The sequence below is a fragment of the Mesocryomonas lacus genome, assembly GCF_055730135.2.
Genome location: NZ_JBUZWE020000005.1, coordinates 195,008 through 212,598, shown reverse-complemented (window position 1 = coordinate 212,598; position 17,591 = coordinate 195,008). Strand labels below are relative to the sequence as shown.

General features: G+C 63.0%; 5 protein-coding genes and 1 tRNA gene. 4 read left to right on the top strand and 2 right to left on the bottom strand.

Going from position 1 to position 17,591, the window contains the following annotated elements; all coding sequences use genetic code 11:
* The first annotated feature begins 49 nt into the window (after nt 1-49).
* On the top strand, nt 50-2,059 hold the full coding sequence (locus tag ACZLZY_RS10110) for an ATP-binding protein (protein WP_472933417.1): 2,010 nt from the start codon (nt 50-52) through the stop codon (nt 2,057-2,059).
* Between the two features lie 143 nt (nt 2,060-2,202).
* Here ACZLZY_RS10110 and ACZLZY_RS10105 read toward each other — a convergent pair whose 3' ends face one another.
* Complete coding sequence (locus ACZLZY_RS10105; RefSeq protein WP_472933416.1) at nt 2,203-4,377, bottom strand: histidine kinase dimerization/phosphoacceptor domain -containing protein; 2,175 nt, start codon at nt 4,375-4,377, stop codon at nt 2,203-2,205.
* A 435-nt stretch (nt 4,378-4,812) separates the two neighbouring features.
* On the opposite strand from ACZLZY_RS10105, the gene ACZLZY_RS10100 reads away from it, so the two are divergent.
* Together ACZLZY_RS10100 and ACZLZY_RS10095 are read left to right on the top strand one after the other, a co-directional pair.
* Nucleotides 4,813-4,888 (top strand) — tRNA-Thr (locus tag ACZLZY_RS10100).
* A 947-nt stretch (nt 4,889-5,835) separates the two neighbouring features.
* Nucleotides 5,836-6,492, top strand: coding sequence for a response regulator (locus tag ACZLZY_RS10095; protein WP_472933414.1), 657 nt, complete (start codon nt 5,836-5,838; stop codon nt 6,490-6,492).
* Nucleotides 6,493-6,552: 60 nt separating this feature from the next.
* Here the strand turns inward: ACZLZY_RS10095 and ACZLZY_RS10090 are convergent, their stop codons facing one another.
* Entirely contained in the window at nt 6,553-7,926 is a 1,374-nt protein-coding gene (locus tag ACZLZY_RS10090; RefSeq protein WP_472933413.1) for a sensor histidine kinase, read from the bottom strand.
* Between the two features lie 270 nt (nt 7,927-8,196).
* Between ACZLZY_RS10090 and ACZLZY_RS10085 the strand changes: the two genes are divergently transcribed.
* A complete protein-coding gene (locus ACZLZY_RS10085) occupies nt 8,197-17,547 on the top strand; it encodes a peroxidase family protein (RefSeq protein ID WP_472933412.1) in 9,351 nt (3,116 codons plus the stop codon).
* Nucleotides 17,548-17,591: the final 44 nt, after the last annotated feature.

Sequence of the window (17,591 nt, the reverse complement as noted above, 5' to 3'; positions counted from 1 at the left end):
GGTACTGATCACGGCGCCGTACGGACGCGATGCGGAAAGCGTCGCGGCGTTGCTGCGCGACGAAGGCTACGAGGCGCAGGTCAAGGGGACCTTGCAGGACGTTGCGGCCGCGCTCGACGAGCACACCGGCGTCGTGCTCCTGACCGAGGAGGCCTTGCAGGCCGACCTTGCGCCTCTGAAGGCCATCCTCGAAGCGCAGCCTGAATGGTCAGACGTTCCTTTTGTCCTGCTTGCGGCCCGGCAGGGCGGACGGGTCCGCACAGCCGAGACACTGCGCCTGCGCCTGCCCGAGGTCGCGACCAACGTCATGGTCCTCGAACGGCCGCTCGGTTCGATCTCGCTCCTCAGCGCGGTCGCCTCCGCTATGCGCTCGCGGCAGAAGCAGTTCGAGATGCGGGACCGGATCCATGATCTGGCGGAAGAGCGGGCCCGGCTCTCGGCCTTGCTCGACAACCTGCCGGTCGGCGTGAACTTCGCCGATCCGAGCGGCCGGACCGTCCTGTCGAACCCGTCCTACCGGCGCTTCCTTCCCAACGGCTCGCCGAAGCCCGGCGATATCGGCGACACCCCGGAATGGCAGAGCTTCGACGTCGACGGGCGGCGCCGGACGCCGGCGGATTTCGCCGGTACCCGTGCGCTGCGCGGCGAGCGGGTGGAGGGCGTCGAGGCCCTCTACCGGCTGGAAAACGACCAGGAAGTCTGGACGCGGGTCAGCGGCGTGCCGCTGCGCGACGCCAACGGCAAGATTTTCGCCGCGCTGACCGTGATCGTCGACGTCGACACGCAGAAGCGGGCACAGGAGGCGCTGCAGCGCTCGAGCGAGCAGCTGGAGGCGCAGATCCTCGAACGGACCGCCGATCTCGAGGAAGCCCTCGATCATCTCCGGGCCGAAAGCGAGGACCGCGAACGGGCTGAGACGGCCTTGCGGCAGAGCCAGAAGATGGAAGCCGTCGGCCAGCTCACCGGCGGCATCGCCCACGACTTCAACAATATGCTGGCCGGCATCGTCGGTTCGCTAGACCTGATGAAGCGGCGGCTCAGCACCGGAGAACTCGAGCGAATCCCGAAATATATTGATGCGGCGATGACATCGGCCCAGCGCGCCGCGGCGTTGACGGCACGGCTGCTCGCTTTCGGGCGACGCCAGTCGCTGGATCTGGGGCCCGTCGATGTCAACGCGGTCGTCGGCAGTCTTGACGACCTCCTGCGGCGGACACTCGGGGAGGGGATCCAGATCTCGCTCGCCTTGTCCCCCGATCTCTGGATCAGCCGGACTGACACGAACCAGCTGGAAAACGCCCTGCTGAACCTTGCGATCAATGCCCGCGACGCCATGCCGGAAGGCGGCACGCTGACCATCGAGACCGCGAATGTCGTGCTCGACGCCAAGGCAGCGCGCCAGCACGAGGGACTGTCGCCCGGACGGTACATCGTCATCCGGGTCCGCGACACCGGCACCGGCATGTCGGAGGGGACGCTGAAGAAGGTGTTTGAGCCCTTCTTCACCACCAAGCCGATCGGGCAAGGCACCGGCCTTGGCCTCTCGATGATCTACGGCTTCGTGAAGCAGTCGGAGGGACATGTCGACATCGCCAGCGTCGAGGGTCAGGGCACGACGATCCGGCTCTTCCTGCCGACCCAATCGACGAACGAGGTCGAGGAAGCCGACCAGACGCCGATCGCCCCGGACGGCAGGGGCGAGACCGTGCTTGTCGTCGAAGACGAGCCGCTCGTCCGCATGCTGATCGTCGACGTCCTGGAAGAGCTGAACTATACGGCGCTCGAAGCGCCGAGCGGCGATGAGGCCTTGCCGATCCTGCAATCTGACCAGCGGATCGACCTGCTCGTCACCGATGTCGGCTTGCCCGGCATGAACGGACGGCAACTGGCTGAACTCGGACGCGGCCTGCGGCCGAAACTGAAGATCCTGTTCGTCACCGGCTATGCCGAGAAGGCGGCGGTGCGCAGCGAGTTCCTCGGCGAGAACATGGAGATCGTGACGAAACCCTTCGCCATGGAGGCCCTTGCCACGAAGATCCGCGAGATGATCGAACGCTGAAGCGTCACGCGCGGGGCCAAAGAACGGAGGCACGGTCTCTATCCTCCGCTTAGCGGCACACCCGAAACCAAGCGAGCTTACCGTTGCTGGACCAATAGCGGCGAGTCCGGCCCCTTACGGGGGCCATCAGCGCTTGTTCTCTTCTAAGAAACGCTCTCCTCGATCGGCGCCGACACGATCACCCTGAGACCCGGCTCATTGTCGGCATAGTCGATCGTGCCTTGCAGCCGGTCGACCATCGCCTGCATCATCCGCGTGCCAAAACCCTTCTCGGTCCGCGTTAGGCCGCTTCCCTGGTCCGCGACGATCAGGAGAAAGCGGTTTCGATACTGTTCGAGCGTGATGGCAATCTGGCCTGCACCGCCGCCATAGGCATATTTGTTGGCGTTGATCACGAGTTCCGTCAGGATCAGGCCCACGCTCACTGCGCGGTCCGAGGCGATGAGGATCGGCGCGAGATCGAAGGCCAGCTGGTCGCCGCCATCCCCGCCCATCGATAGCCGCGTGTCGACGCAAAGTTCCTCGAGATAGCGCGACAGATCGACCGTCTCGACATTGTCGTCGCGGTACAGCCGCTTGTGAACCAGCGAGACCGCGGAAAGACGCCGCTGCGCCTCGTCGAGATGGCCGGTGAGAACCGGGTCCTTGATCGAGCGCGACTGCAGGCTGAGGAAGGCGGAGACCAGCTGCAGGCTGTTCTGGACGCGGTGATTGACCTCCTTGACCAGAAAATCCTTCTGCTGAAGCAGCCGCTCCTTCTCCGCCAGCGTCGCCGTCAGCTGGGTGTTCAGCTCCTGCAGGCGCCTGTTCTGGCGCGACTCGGCGACCGTCCCCTTAATGCGCTGCGCCGCCTCGACCTCGCCGAGGGTCCACGGACGGGCCAGTCCGCGCACCGTCTCGCTCCAGGCGTCGAAGGAGGCCCGCGGGTTGAGCGCTTGCCCCGGCACCTGGTCGACGGCCTTGTGCGGATTGCCGGCCCAGTTGATCACCTCGACCTGCTCGGCCCGAAACCACATGAAGACGATCGGCGTATCGCTCGACAAGGTGACCGTCAGCAACCCGCTCGCCGCTTCCCGGTAGGCAGCGGCCCGGGGAAAGATGCGCGACAGCTGGTGGGTGGCGAAAGGCTCGACGCGGGTTTCCGCCCCCAGCCATTGCGCGAGCTCGCGCACGTCCTCGGCCGGCGGACATGACCCGTAAAGATCGACTTTCGCGCCTTGCACGAGCGCGAAACCATCCGCCCCCAACATGCGCTGGATATCGCCCTGCGCGCCGGTGATGGCGTGATCGATGGCCGTCATGCGGGCGAGTCGCAGGGTAATCACGTCCTCGGCCGACCGCAGCCGGAGCCGCTCGCGATACGCCTCGGCCTCTTCCTTGGCGCGAACCTGCCGGGCCAGGCTGCCGGCGAGCATCCGGCAAGCGGTGCGGACATCGCAGGTGAGGTTCTTCGGCGTCTCGTTGTGGCAAGCGACGAGCCCCCACAGGAAGCCATCCTTGACGATCGACACCGAGGCGGAAGCCCCGACGCCCATGTTCTTCAAATACTGGACATGGATCGGCGAGACACTGCGGACCGAGACGTCGCTCATGTCGAGAGGGCCGCCGATCATCGTCGGGCGCAGCGGCGCCGGCTGGTAGCCGACGTCCGGGATCACCCGCACATGGTTTCGTACGTAGAGCGCGCGCGCCTGCTTGGGGATGTCGGAGGCAGGAAAGTGGTGGTTGAGGAAGGAATGCCGATGGGGATCGCGCGACTCGGCGACGACAACGCCGGCATCGTCGTCGAGAAAGCGGTAGATCATTACCCGGTCAAAACCGGTGAGCTGGCGGAACAGGATGGCCGCCTGGTCGCAGAGCGCGATGAGGTCAGGCGCCCGACCGAGACGGGCGCCGGCATTGTCGAGGAGCATCAGCACTGACGTCGCCGAGGGTGGCCTGGCGGGCGCCGGTTCCAGCTCGATCAGAATGCGCGCCCCGACGCGGTGGATCGTGCCGTCGAAGGTTTCGCGGCGACCTTCGACCAGGCCGTCGACGACTTGGCCGCCGGGTGCGGAAGAGACGGATGGCAAGTGGGCCGAGATATCACGGCCCATCAGAGCCTCCAGCCGTTTGCCGCGCCAGTCGGGCACGAGCCGGCCCTCGATGTCGCCGGCGCCATGGGTCACCACAAGGCTTGTGGCATCGACGACGAGGAGCAGGCCATGGGGCTGGATGGAGCCGGGGATATGGATGGGCTCGCGGTCGCAGATGCTGAGATCGGGTCCGAGATCGGAGGGATCGCTCGAGCTCTGGAGGCTCGCCGTCAGGTCAGTCAATCGATACCTCGTATCCCGGAATCACCGCATGTCAGGGTTGATACGCGCCCGACCCAGCCGACATCGCCGCTCTGTTTGCCAACTAAGGCGATTTTTGGATCGTAAGTCGCTATAACGCCTCGATTGACCTCACGCCATCAGATTCCATTGCGGATCAATGCCTTCTAGGCTGCATGACGCGGTATTCGGACGCCGCGGGGCGACACGGGCACCGTCAGCGAGGGTGGGCTGCCGGACGGGTAGAGGAATGACTGCGGCGGCCGCTGCCTTCAATAAACCGCCTGTCCCGACGCCAAGGCACTCGACAGCGGCACCCCACCCGCAGTATTCAAAACCCGACCACCGACCGGCGCGAACTGTCCGCCGCTCGAACGAGGTCCGTTTGCCGCCCCAACTCGGCGAACGCGGTCGTAGGCTCTGCCCGCCGATCGAGATGCCGGCTTAGCTCAGTTGGTAGAGCACCTGATTTGTAATCAGGGGGTCGCGGGTTCGAGCCCTGCAGCCGGCACCACTTAAACTCCTGCGCAGTAAGGCTTTTGGAGTATATCGGGAGGTGTCATGCCAGCCGCCATTTTGCACCCGTTCCCCCTCGTGACCCTTTGCATGCGACACGGCTCGAAGCTCCTTGGTAATGTAGCGAGGCCAAGAACCCCGAATCGATAGACGTTTATGTCTAACTCGGATTCTTAAGAAGTATAACTCTATGCCGGCAAACGCCTTGCCTTGAGCAGGGGGGCGAGGCGGGTGTTTGAAGCCGCTCGATCTTCCGTTGCGGCCTCAGAACGCTTCCAGAAAATCCCGTGTTGGGTGGGAAGTTGTCTCCGTCCTACTCCAGCTTTTGGCAAAGCCGATGCGTAGGAGGCAAAATCATTAATTGAATTGCGGTCTTCCGCCTGTTCGGCACGGAAGGTCTCCGCAATCGTCCCGAAGTTTGTTTCCGGGACCGCGCAGCGTACGAACCGCGGTAGTTCCAGGCGGTCCCCCTCGACGCTGAAGCTGCATGTCGTGTCCAAGAGTTGGGTTAGGCGATAAGACCAGCCGACCTCGATGTCAGTTTTTGTCTCGCGAGCGGCGTCGACAACGCGGCGTCTCCGCACAGCGGATGCGATATCGTCGAGGTGTGCGTTCATTCACTTTGTCTTGGCGCGGAAGAGTTGGTCGATCTGGCCCATATGGTGATCACGGCGGTTGATCTCATGGGCAGGTTGGCCAGCAGCAGGCGCCAGAAAAGCCCGGGGTCTCCCAGAGAAGTCACAAGCATTGTGAGGAGCAATGGAACAGGCAGTCAATCAAAAATGATAGCAGGATTTAGTTAGCGTGCTACTGATCTTGGTATCGCTCTTGGTTAATTCTCTACCTCGTCATCTAAGAGTTGCATAGGCCGGACTGAACCTTCACTTGACACTTCCGCACACCAAGCAAATGATAAAGAGGTAATCCTCATTTGCCGGTGCCAATATGCCCGTCTCTATATTGATTGTTGACGATCATCCGGCCTTACGAACTGGCCTGGTAATATTACTGTCTGGCGTGCATGATTATTCTGTTGTCGCCAGTGGTGGAAGCGTGCGGGAGTTGATCGAGCTTTATTCAACCCACGCTCCGCAATTGGTAATTGTCGATATCTATATGCCCGGCGATGTTTTTGGCGCTATTTCACAGTTGAGAATGCAAAATCAGTCGCTAAAAATATTGGTTTTTACCGCATCTGATCGCGTGGACCATGCCATCAATGCGTTAGAGTCGGGCGCGAACGGATATCTCCTCAAGGGAAGTACATTGGAGGAGTTGATCGGCGCGGTATCGACTGTGCTCAAGGGGGAGACATTCGTGACCCCCAGCCTATCAGGCAAAATCATTTCGTCCCTCAGCAGCAAAAAACCGGAGGCAGAACAGGTTAAACTCAGCTCGCGCGAGGAGCAGATCATCAGGCTTTTGATGCGCGGTCTAACGAATAAGGAGATCGCCTTGATCTTGGCGATCGGCGAGAAGACCGTGAAGCATTATATGACGATATTAATGCAGAAAATGAATGCGAGAAATCGAGTAGAGGTTGTCATCGCTGCTCAGCAAATAGGTGAATACAGAAATAGCAAATCCCTGCAGGTAAACTGAATGGTGGTAGCGCTTATTTCAATGTAAAAAATTAAGTTGGCAACATAGCAGTAATTGATATTAAGCAAGGCTACTGGTCGGGAATGCGACGATCAGGCTGGATTTCCCCCCTTTTCGGCTGTCGAATTCAACGGTTCCGCCAAAAGTTTGTGCTCGTTGGCGGGCGGACAGCAGTCCAAGCCGCGGTCGGTTTAAGTCCGTCGGCGGTCCGGTGTCATCTGGCGCCGCATTTTCGACGATAAAGCGGAGTCGCTGGTCCGTCATCCGCGCGGTGACAGCTTGCTCCCTTCCTTTGGCGTGCGTCGCGGAATTGTTCAGGGCTTCCTGCAAGATCCGGTAGATGCAAGCCCTGAGCTCGAGGGATGTCTCGGGCATTGGGTCAAGTTCCAGTTGCACTGCCGTCCCTGTCCTGCGTTCGTGCCGGCTAACGACGAGGTAGATGGTTTCCTCGAGGTTGAGCTCTGCAAGTTCTGGCAGAATGAGCCCCGCCGACATGGAGCGGAGTTCCGTGATCGCCTCCGCAATGAGATTGGCCGGCATCGACGCGCCGGACGTCATGTCGGACTGTTGCCCGGATGCCCCCACCTGCAGCATCGCGAGCGCTAGGACCTGAATTGGGCCGTCATGAATATCGCCGCCGATCCGGCTCAGCAGCAACTCCGTCGCCTGTGCGGCGTGGCGCCGCGACTGGTCTGCGAGAGACTGTAGCATCCTGACCTCGTGGCGATAGCGAAGGGTGGTGCGCGCATGCTGGCGAATGGCCAGCCGCTGCCGTTTGATGGTTTTTGAAGCTTGGTTCACCAGGCCGAACAGAACGAGGATGGCGAGCAGGCTGAACAGAATGCCGATGGTCCAGCTGCCGACCAGGGTCTTGGCCAGACGGTCGCGGAAAACCGACAGAGATTGGTAGAACTCCCCGACCATCACGACACGGCCGTCGAGATTGCGAAGGGGAATATAGATTTCTACGATTTCCTCATTGTCGATCCCGAGAGACCTGTTGTGCGTATCGGGTTTGATAAAGTCTTGGGCCAGCATCCCGGAGGCTGCCTTGGTGACCTCTTCCGAAGCAAAACGGCGTCCGATCAGACCCTGATAGGTGCTGAACACGACCGTGCCGTCCGGTCGCCATAGCGTGACCGCGCGGATGCCTGACTTCGACATCAAGGCCGTCACGTCCAGCTTTAGCGCCTCCTCCTCCACCTCGGTCAGGCCGGCGTCCGAGCTGGCCCGGACATGCGGTTGGATCACCGCCTCCATGTACAGCGAGGCCATCTCGGCGTTCGCTTCGAAGAGCGTCTTCGTGACCCACCAAGACTGGGTCACGCCCGCCAGGGACAGGATCGCGATCATCAAGGCGACCGATGCGACCATGAATTGTGCGGAGAGGCTGAGCCGCGCCCAGAGGCGCCGTGGCGCATAAAGCAATCTCATTTATTGGACCTTGGTCGGATCATCTTTTCGACCTTTGTATTGAGCGCGTCGGGACCAAGGCCCCGAAAATTCGTCCGACCTTAAGTCCTTCCGCAGCTCTGACAAAGCGTAAAGAATGTAATTCTGATTTTTCAGTATCGTTTCGCATTCTTGCGCGGGGCTGTGACGTCGATGGAACGGCGCATCTACTTCGCGCATGGCCTTTATATTTGGTAAGGCTGCCTGCGATCGTGCTGCACTGCAATTATTCATTCTGAGGGAGTTAAAGCGATGGCCGTCAAGCTGAACACAGCAGACCTTCAATTTATCCTGAGGCAGATCAAGATCGCAGAGGCGAATTCGAGCGGCATTCCGTTGATCGAGCTTCGAACGGGTCCGGACGGAAGCCTTCTGACGGACCGCAACCTCTACGATGCCACGAGCGGCGTCTGGCTGGGCGATCCCGCGGCACCGAAAGCGATCTCCGATCCGCACCTGCCCTACGGCCTTCGCACTGTCGATGGTTCCGACAACAACCTCGTCCCGGGAAGGGGCACTTGGGGTTCCGCCGGCCAGCCGATGCCGCAATTGTTGGAGCCTCGCTTTCTGGACGATGACGACGGCGACGAGATTTCATTCGGCCCCGACCAGCCGCCGATAAGCGGCGGCAACTACGGCGATCCGGGCAATATCGTCGACAGCGATCCGCGCACCATTTCCAACCTTATCGTCGACGTCACCCTCAACAATCCGGCCGCCATTGCCGCGGCCTTGCAGCTCAGCGGATCGACGAATGTGATCGCCGATCAGCAGGCGATCACCGCGGCCTTCGAAGCGCTGAAGGCGGCCCGTGCGTCCGACCCTGACGGTACTCATGCGGCGCTGGAGAACGCACTGGATGCGTTGGTCGAGGCAAAGGGCCTCGTCGTCACCAACGGTTCGATCAATATCCTCAACGTTGCGCCGGACGACGGGCTGTCAAAACCCTTCAACGCTTGGATGACCTTCTTCGGTCAGTTCTTCGACCACGGTCTCGATTTGATCTCGAAGGGCGGCAACGGCACTGTCTATGTGCCGCTCAATGCCGACGATCCGCTTATTGCCGGCAAGGACGGCGCTCTCGGCACCGCCGACGACCTGCCCGAACACCTGCGCTTCATGACCTTGACGCGGGCGACGCCTGTCGACGGCTCGCAGCGCAACGTGACGACCCCCTTCATCGACCAGAACCAGACCTACACCTCCAACCCCTCGCATCAGGTGTTCCTGCGCGAATACGTTCTCGTCAACGGACAGCCGCAGGCCACGGGCCGGCTGCTCGGCGGCGCGGATGACGGCCTTGCCACCTGGGCCGATGTAAAGAACCAGGCGAAGACGATGCTCGGCATCGACCTGCAGGACTCCGACGTCGGTTCCGTGCCGATGCTGCTGACGGACGCCTATGGCGCTTTCGTTCGTGGCGCGAACGGGCTGCCGCAGGTGATGGTCGGCATCTCGCCAACAGGTGAGGCGGTCTATGCCACCGGGAGCCTGGAGGCCGGGCAGGCGTTGAAACTCTCCGCCATCCAGCTGGCGGTCGGCACGCTGCTCGCCGGCCCCGGCAACACCGTCAACACGATCGAGGCGGGCGAGACCGTTGGTGCGGCCCGGACGCTGAACGCCTTCCTCGACGATATCGCGCATACCGCCGTCCCTGTTCTCGCCGGCGGCGTGCTGCAAAAAGACCTAGACGATAGTGCCGGCAATGAGGTGGCGGTTAATTCGACCGGGCGCAATACCGAGTACGACGACGAGCTTCTCGACCGGCACTACGCGACCGGCGACGGACGCGGCAATGAGAACATCGGTCTCACCGCTGTTCACCACCTGTTCCATTCCGAGCACAACCGTCAGGTTGCCGCACACAAGATGACCATCCTGCAGTCGGGGGACCTTGCCTTCGTCAAAGAGTGGGTCACGAGCCCGATGAGCCAGGCGACGCTCGACGCGATCAACAGCGGACTATCCGCGGCCACGAACAAGGCCGCATTCTTCGCGCTTCTCGAGGACGACGACATCGCATCCGGCGTCGCCGGCGTGAAGCTTGCCTGGGATGGCGAGCGACTGTTCCAGGCCGGCCGCTTCGCAACGGAAATGCAGTACCAGCATCTGGTTTTCGAGGAGTTCGCCCGCAAGGTTCAACCGCTGATCGATCCCTTCGTCTTCAACCCGGTGACCGACATCAATCCGGCGATCTTTGCCGAGTTCGCCAACACGGTCTACCGTTTCGGCCACTCCATGCTGACGGAGAGCATGCCGCGGATCGGGCCGGACGGCGAAACCGTTATTCACGTCGATGCCGAGGGGAACGAGCTGACCGGCGAGCTCGGTCTGATCGAAGCCTTCCTCAACCCCATCGCCTTCGACAATAACGGTCAGCTTTCGCCCGACGAGAGCGCCGCCGCCATCATTCGCGGCATGACGATCGAACGGGGCTCGGAGATCGACGAGTTCGTCGTCGACGCGCTGCGCAACAACCTTCTAGGCTTGCCCCTCGACCTCCCGGCGCTGAACATCGCCCGCGGCCGCGACACCGGCACGCCATCGCTGAACGACGCGCGGGCGCAGCTCTATGCCGCGACGCAGTCCTCCTTCCTCACGCCCTACAAGAGCTGGGTCGAGATGGCGGGCAACCTCAAGAACCCGATGTCCATCGTCAACTTCATCGCCGCCTACGGCACCCATTCCACGATTGAAGCCGCCACGACGCTTGAGGCCAAGCGTGACGCCGCCATGGCTCTCGTCTTCGGCGACGACGATTCCCTGGACCCGAACGAACGGCTCGACTTTTTGAACGCACGCGGCGACTGGGCCAGTAAGGAGACCGGCCTCAATCTGGTCGACCTCTGGGTCGGCGGCCTCGCCGAGAAGCAAATGCCGTTCGGCGGCATGCTGGGCTCGACGTTCAACGCCATCTTCGAGGCACAGCTCGAGAACCTCCAGGATGCCGACCGCTTCTACTATCTCAGCCGCACCCAAGGTCAGAACTTCCTGAACGAACTCGAGCAGAACTCCTTCTCGAAGCTGATGCTGGCCAATACAACCCTGGCCGATCCCGGCGCCGACGGCATTCGTGGCACGGAGGACGACATCGTCACGCGCCACATCGGCATTGATGCCTTTGCCGACTACGACTACGAGTTCGAGGTGAACGTCGCCAACCAGCTCGACCAGAACGGTGCGGAGGACGGCAAGGACCCGACGGACATCGACCCGCTTCTCAAGGCGATGGGCCTCAGCAAGGTCCAGCGTGACGATCCGCGGACCATCAGCATCGACGAAAGCGATCCCGATACGAGCGCCGGCCAGTCCGGCGCGACCGGCCACTACCTGAAGTTCACCGGCGGCGAGCACGTCCTCGTCGGCGGCACGGCCGGCGATGACACGATCATCACCGACTTTGGCGACGACGCGGTCTGGGGGGATGCAGGCGACGACCGGATCGAGTCCGGGGCGGGCGTCGATCTGGTGAACGGCGGTGGCGGCGACGACATCATCACCGACAGCGGCGACAGTGGCGACTTCCTCAAGGGTGAGGAGGGCAACGACGTGATCGCCAACTCCAACGGCATCGACATCCTGATGGGCGGTCGCGGCAAGGACGTGATCTTCGTCGGTGTCGACGATACAGAGGTGTTCGGCGGCGAGGGCGACGACTTCATCCTGGGCGGCGACGGCGTGAACCTGCTCATGGGCAACGAGGGCAACGACTGGATGGAGGCTGGCGGCGCCTTCGACACCACGGCCGGCGACAATTCCGAACTCTTCTTCAACTCCAAAGTCGTCGGCCACGACGTCATGTTTGCCGGTAACGACGAGCACGACTTCGACGCGGAGTCCGGTGACGACATCATGGTGCAAGGCGAGAGCGTCATGCGCAGCGAGGGCATGTTCGGCTTCGACTGGGCGATCTTCAAGGGCAATGCTCGCGACGCCTACGCCGACATGCGCATCCCAATCTTCACGACCGAGGAAGCCGACATCCTGCGCAACCGCTTCGACAAGGTCGAGGCCCTGTCGGGCTGGGAGAACGATGACACGCTGATCGGCGACGACCGCACTTCTGAAGCTCTTGCGGGGGCTGAGGAGCCAGGCGCGCCGACCGTCGGCGCCAACGAGAATGTCTTCTTCGGGGACGGTCTGGACCAGGCCGGCATCGACCGGATCGACGGGTTGGACGAGATCGTCTCGGTCTCGGGCAGCGGCTTCTTCGACGCCGGCAATATTATTCTCGGGGGCGCTGGCAGTGATCTCCTGACTGGCAATGGCGGCGACGACATCCTCGATGGCGACCGCTGGCTCAACGTGCGCATCCGCATCACCAAGGCCGACAATCCTGCGACCGGGGGCGTCAATGAAGCGACCGTCGACAGCGCCGAAAACGAACTGACCAGCGTCGACAGCCTCAAGCACATCTTCACGGCGACGCAGGTCTCGAGCGAAGAACTGCCCTCCGACTGGGCTGGAAAGTCGCTGTTCGAGCTCATGATCTCGCGCGAGATCCGGCCAGAGCAGATGCACATCGTTCGTGAGATCAAGATGAGCGGCCCGTCGAACACGGACGTCGACACCGCCGTCTTCTCTGACGTGCAGGCCAACTACACGCTGTCTCGCCGCGCCGACGGCTCGGTCGTCGTCACCCACAGCACTCTCACAAACGGCCTTCCCGACGACGGGACGGACACCTTGCGCAACATCGAAAAGCTGCAGTTCGCGGATGGCAGCGTCGACGTCGCCATGGTGCTCGACCAGCCGTTCGAACGGCTTAACATCACGGCACCGAACGGGGACGTCGGCACGCTTGAAGCCGTCTTCACTGATCTTGATGCGACCCGGCCCGTCACGCTGCAATGGCAGGTCCTCGGCGCCAACGGCAGCTGGCGCGATGTCGGAGCCGGCGACGGCGCCGTGGCGGGCGCCCGCTTCACCCCGACCGCCGCCCTTGCCGGCAGCGAGATCAGGGTCGTCGCGAACTGGACGGGCACGCTTGCCGGCTCCGGTGCACAGCGGACGGTCTCGGTCGAGACCGGCATCGTCGGTACCGCGGCCGACGAGGATCTGGCGGGCTCTACGGCGCCCCACGTCATTCTCGGGCTCGCCGGCGATGACGATATCGAGGGCGACGCCGCAAACGACGTGATCGATGGCGGTGACGGTGATGACCGGCTCGACGGCGGCGACGGCGACGACACGCTTCGCGGCAATGACGGCGCGGATGTTCTGGTCGGGCGCACCGGCAACAACCGGCTCGACGGTGGCGCCGATGACGACGCGCTGTCCGGCGGGCACGGCAACGACACCATCGATGGCGGCACCGGCACCGACACGGTGGCCGTCAGCGGCCCCGTGGAGGCCTACTCCTTCGAGCGCAGCGGCGCGGCGATCATCGTGCGCGACAATCTCGGGCTCGAGGGCGACGGCGTGGACTCGCTGGTGAATGTCGAACTCCTTCAGGTCGGCGACATCGACGTCTACACGCTCGGCGCGGACGGGTCCGCGGCTGCCGACATCGTGGTCGGCACGGGTGGCGGCAACACGCTTTCCGGCAACGCCGGCAACGACCGGATCTTCGCCGGGGCTGGCGACGACACCATCGTCCATCGTTCCGGCGACGGTCGGGACTTCATCGACGGCGGCGCCGGCGTCGACACCTTCCAGTTCGACGGCACCGCTGCAGCGGAGACGTTCCGCGTCTACACCCGCCTCGCTTGGCAGCAGGCCGGCAACAGCCTTCTCGGGCTCAGCGAGGAGACGGAGATCGTCGTCACCCGCAATGGCACGAATGATGCAAGCGTCGTTGCCGAACTTGCCGGTATCGAGGAGATCCACATCAATGCCGCGCCTGTCGGCGCGGCCGGCGGCGCCGTCGGCGGAGATGCCGTTCTCGTCATCGGCGACTTTACGCCGACGAGTTTGCTCCTCAACACGATCACCATCGACGGCGCAGCCGGCGACGACACCATCGACATCTCCGCGCTCGGCTCCGCGCATCGGATCGTCTTTCGGTCGCATGGCGGCAACGACACGATCGTCGGCAATCTCAGGCCGCAGGACGTAGTCCAGCTCCCGGCGGGACAGTCGCTGGCGTCCTTCAGCCTCCAGTCCAATCCCAACGGTACGAACACCTTCTCGAACGGCTCTCACTCGATCACCTTCACCGGGGCAGTGCTTCCCCAGTTCCAGGAGACCGCGCCCGGGCAGAACGGTGGCGCCGACGGGGGAGAAGACGAAGGCGAGGGCATCACCGGCGCTTTCAGCTACACGGCGCTGGATATCGATGGCCTCGAGGCCTTGGTGAAAGGCCAGCGGCCGGCAGCCGCCGGCGATGACGACGTGCCGGTCGGCCCGCGCAATCTCAGCGGTTTCGGCAACAATGTCGACCATCCGACCTGGGGCAGCGCCGAGCAGCCCTTCCTTCGTCTGACCGAGGCCCATTATGGCGAAGCGGACGCCTTGGGAAATCGGGCGATCAACCCGCTCTTCGAGGGGCTCGACGCCCGCGAAATCTCCGACATCCTCGGCGTTCAGGAAGCCGGACTGCCGCTGGCGGGCAACGATGCAAACATCTTTTTCATGGCCATGGGGCAATACATCGACCATGGGCTCGACTTCCTGCCGAAAGGCGGCAACGGCACGATTGCCATTGGCGCCCCCGGCGGTGGTGGTGCTCCAGGCACTGCCAACCCCGCCGACCTGACCCGCGGCACGGTGCTGGCCACCGACGCGGACGGCATTCCGCAGCACGAGAACCAGACCTCTCCCTTCATCGACCAGAACCAGGCCTACGGGTCGAACGCGCTGGTGGGCCAGTTCCTGCGCGAAAGCGACGGCGCCCAAGGCCACGGCATGCGGCTCCTGGCCGGCGTTGCGGATCCCTCGAACCCCGATTTCAAGCTGCTGCCAACCTTGCGGGAACTGATCCAGCACCACTGGAACGCCAACACCGTCTTTACCGCACCGGGTCTTCCCGGCGGCTCGATCAGCTTCCGCGACTACTATACGAACTTCACTGTGGCGCAGGGCGTGACGGGCACGCTTTTTGACAGCGCCACCGGCACTTACAATAAAGGTGTCCTGGACAGCGTGGTCTCGAACTTCATGGGGTCCGGGTATCCCCTGCTGATCGATACCAATCCCTTCGTCAACGTGCTCGACCACTTCGTGGCGGGTGACGGACGTGTCAACGAGAACTTCGCGCTGACCTCGATCCATACGATCTGGGCACGAAACCACAATTTCCACGTCGAAACACTTTTGGCCTCCGGCTTCCAGGGCACCGCCGAGGAGGTGTTCCAGGCCGCCAAGATGGTCAACGAGGCCGAATATCAGCGGGTCGTCTTCGACGAATATCTCGACACGCTGATCGGTGGGATAAGATCGCCGGGGACCCATGGCTTCGAGGAATACAATCCTAACGTCGACTCCGGTATCAGTCACGAGTTCGCCGCCGCCGTGTTCCGTTTTGGCCACTCGCTGATCGGCCAGACGATGGAGGTCCGCGGCGCCGACGGCAGTACGACGAGTGTCAATCTCTTCGACGCCTTCCTGAACCCGACCAACGCCCCCGGCGTCTTCAACGGTCCGCTCCCTCCAGGCTACGTTCCCCAGCCGGGCTATGCCCAGCATGGCGTCGGCAACATCATTGCCGGAACCGTCGGACAGCCGGCGGAGGACGTCGACTTCAACATCGTCGATGCCGTGCGCAACGATCTCGTCCGCATTCGGGCCGATCTCTTCGCCTTCAACGTCGCCCGCGGCTGGGATGTGGGTCTCGGAACGCTTAACCAAGTCCGCATGGACCTCGCCAAATCCACCAATCCCTATATCCGGGACGCGGTGGGCTTCGCCGGCGGCGATCTGTCAGCCTACGTCTCTTGGGAGGATTTTCAGGCCCGCAACGGTCTCAGCGACACGGTCATCGCGCAGTTCAAGGAGGCCTATCCGGACCTCGTGCTGAGCGCAGCCGACATCGCGGACTTTCGCGCCATCAATCCGGACATCACCATCGCGATGCAGGCGGACGGCACCGGCATCGTCAAGGGGATCGACCGCGTCGATCTGTGGGTCGGCGGCCTGGCCGAGGCGCACATTAACGAGGGCATCGTCGGGCAGACCTTCTGGGTCGTCCTGCACGAGCAGTTCGATCGCCTGCAGGACGGCGATCGTTTCTACTATCTCTCTCGCTTCGAGAACTTCGACTTCTACGAGAACTTCATCGACGGCCAGCAATTTGCCGACATCATCGCCCGCAATACCGGTCTCGAGAACCTCCCCGAGCGTGTCTTCGAGACCAATGAAGGGGTTGGTGCGCCCGCTGGCGGACAGGACGAGGATGAAGACGATGACGACGACGACGATGACGCCGGAGGTGGACAGGGCGACGGTGACGAGCCCGTCGGCTCGGGTGACGACGATGACGATGACGATGACAACGATGGCGAAGGTGACGGCGACGAGCCCGTTGGCTCCGGCGACGACGACGACGACGACGAAGACGGGGAAGGCGATGGCGACGAGCCCGTCGGCTCAGGCGACGATGACGATGACGATGACGACGATGGCGACGATGAGGGAGACCCCGATGGCGACGATGAGGGCTCCGGCGACGAGGATGATGATGGCGAAGTCGACCCGGGCAATGGGGACGGCGACGACGACGGATCGGACGACGAGGGCGACGATGATGGCGGAACCGTCGTGGTTCCTCCCCCGGTGGTCGTACCGGCCGGACAACCGCTCATGGGGACGGCAAGCGGCGACACGCTGAGCACGGGAGACGGCGACGACGCCATCATGGCGCTGGACGGCGACGACATCGTGATCAGCGCCGGCGGTGCTGATGTCGTAACGGCAGGTGCCGGGGGCGACCTCGTCAAGCTCGGAAGCGGCGCCGATGTCGGCTTCGGCGGTACCGGCAACGACCAGATCTTCGGCGGCGAGGGGGCGGACCTTCTCTTCGGCGAGGCGGGGGACGATACGCTGTTCGGCGAAGCCGGCGACGATGCCATCGAAGGCGGCAGCGGCAGCGACGACGTCTTCGCCGGTGCAGGCGACGATCTAGTGCTGGCGACACGAACGGATGGCGACGACACCTACTGGGGCGAGGCGGGCACGGATACGCTCGATTACTCTGCGATCTCGGCGAATATTACCGTCGAGCTCGGGTCGGGAGCGCTCAACCGGGGCTCGGTCACGAGTGCCCAGAGTGGCGAAGACGTCGTCTACAGCTTCGAGAACTTCCTCGGCGGCTCCGGTGCCGACCGGATCGTTGCCAACACGCACGTCAATGTCATGGACGGTGGTGCCGGTAACGACACCTTCGTCTTCCAGACGGCGGACGCGGCGGACGGGGACGTGATCACCGGCTTCCAGCCCGGCGACAAGATCGATCTGTCACCGCTGAACGGCGGCCAGCCTCTATCGCTCATCACAGGCTCCGCCTTCACCGCAACAGGCCAGGTCATGGTGACCCACGAGACGCGTGCGGACGGAGACCACACCCTTGTCCTCGGCAATCTCACGTCGGACGCGGGCTCCGAGTTCACCATCGACATTCAGGGGCGTCACAACCTCGGGGTGAACGACTTCCAGGGCGTCGCCTGAGGACCAGGCTTGGCCGGCAGGCCGATGTTCAGCCTGCCGGCCAA

What these genes read in the sequence shown, in the direction of transcription:
- ACZLZY_RS10095 (WP_472933414.1), top strand. Translation starts at nt 5,836, where the DNA reads ATGCCCGTCTCTATATTGATTGTTGACGATCATCCGGCCTTACGAACT.
- ACZLZY_RS10090 (WP_472933413.1), bottom strand. Translation starts at nt 7,926, where the DNA reads ATGAGATTGCTTTATGCGCCACGGCGCCTCTGGGCGCGGCTCAGCCTC.
- ACZLZY_RS10085 (WP_472933412.1), top strand. Translation starts at nt 8,197, where the DNA reads ATGGCCGTCAAGCTGAACACAGCAGACCTTCAATTTATCCTGAGGCAG.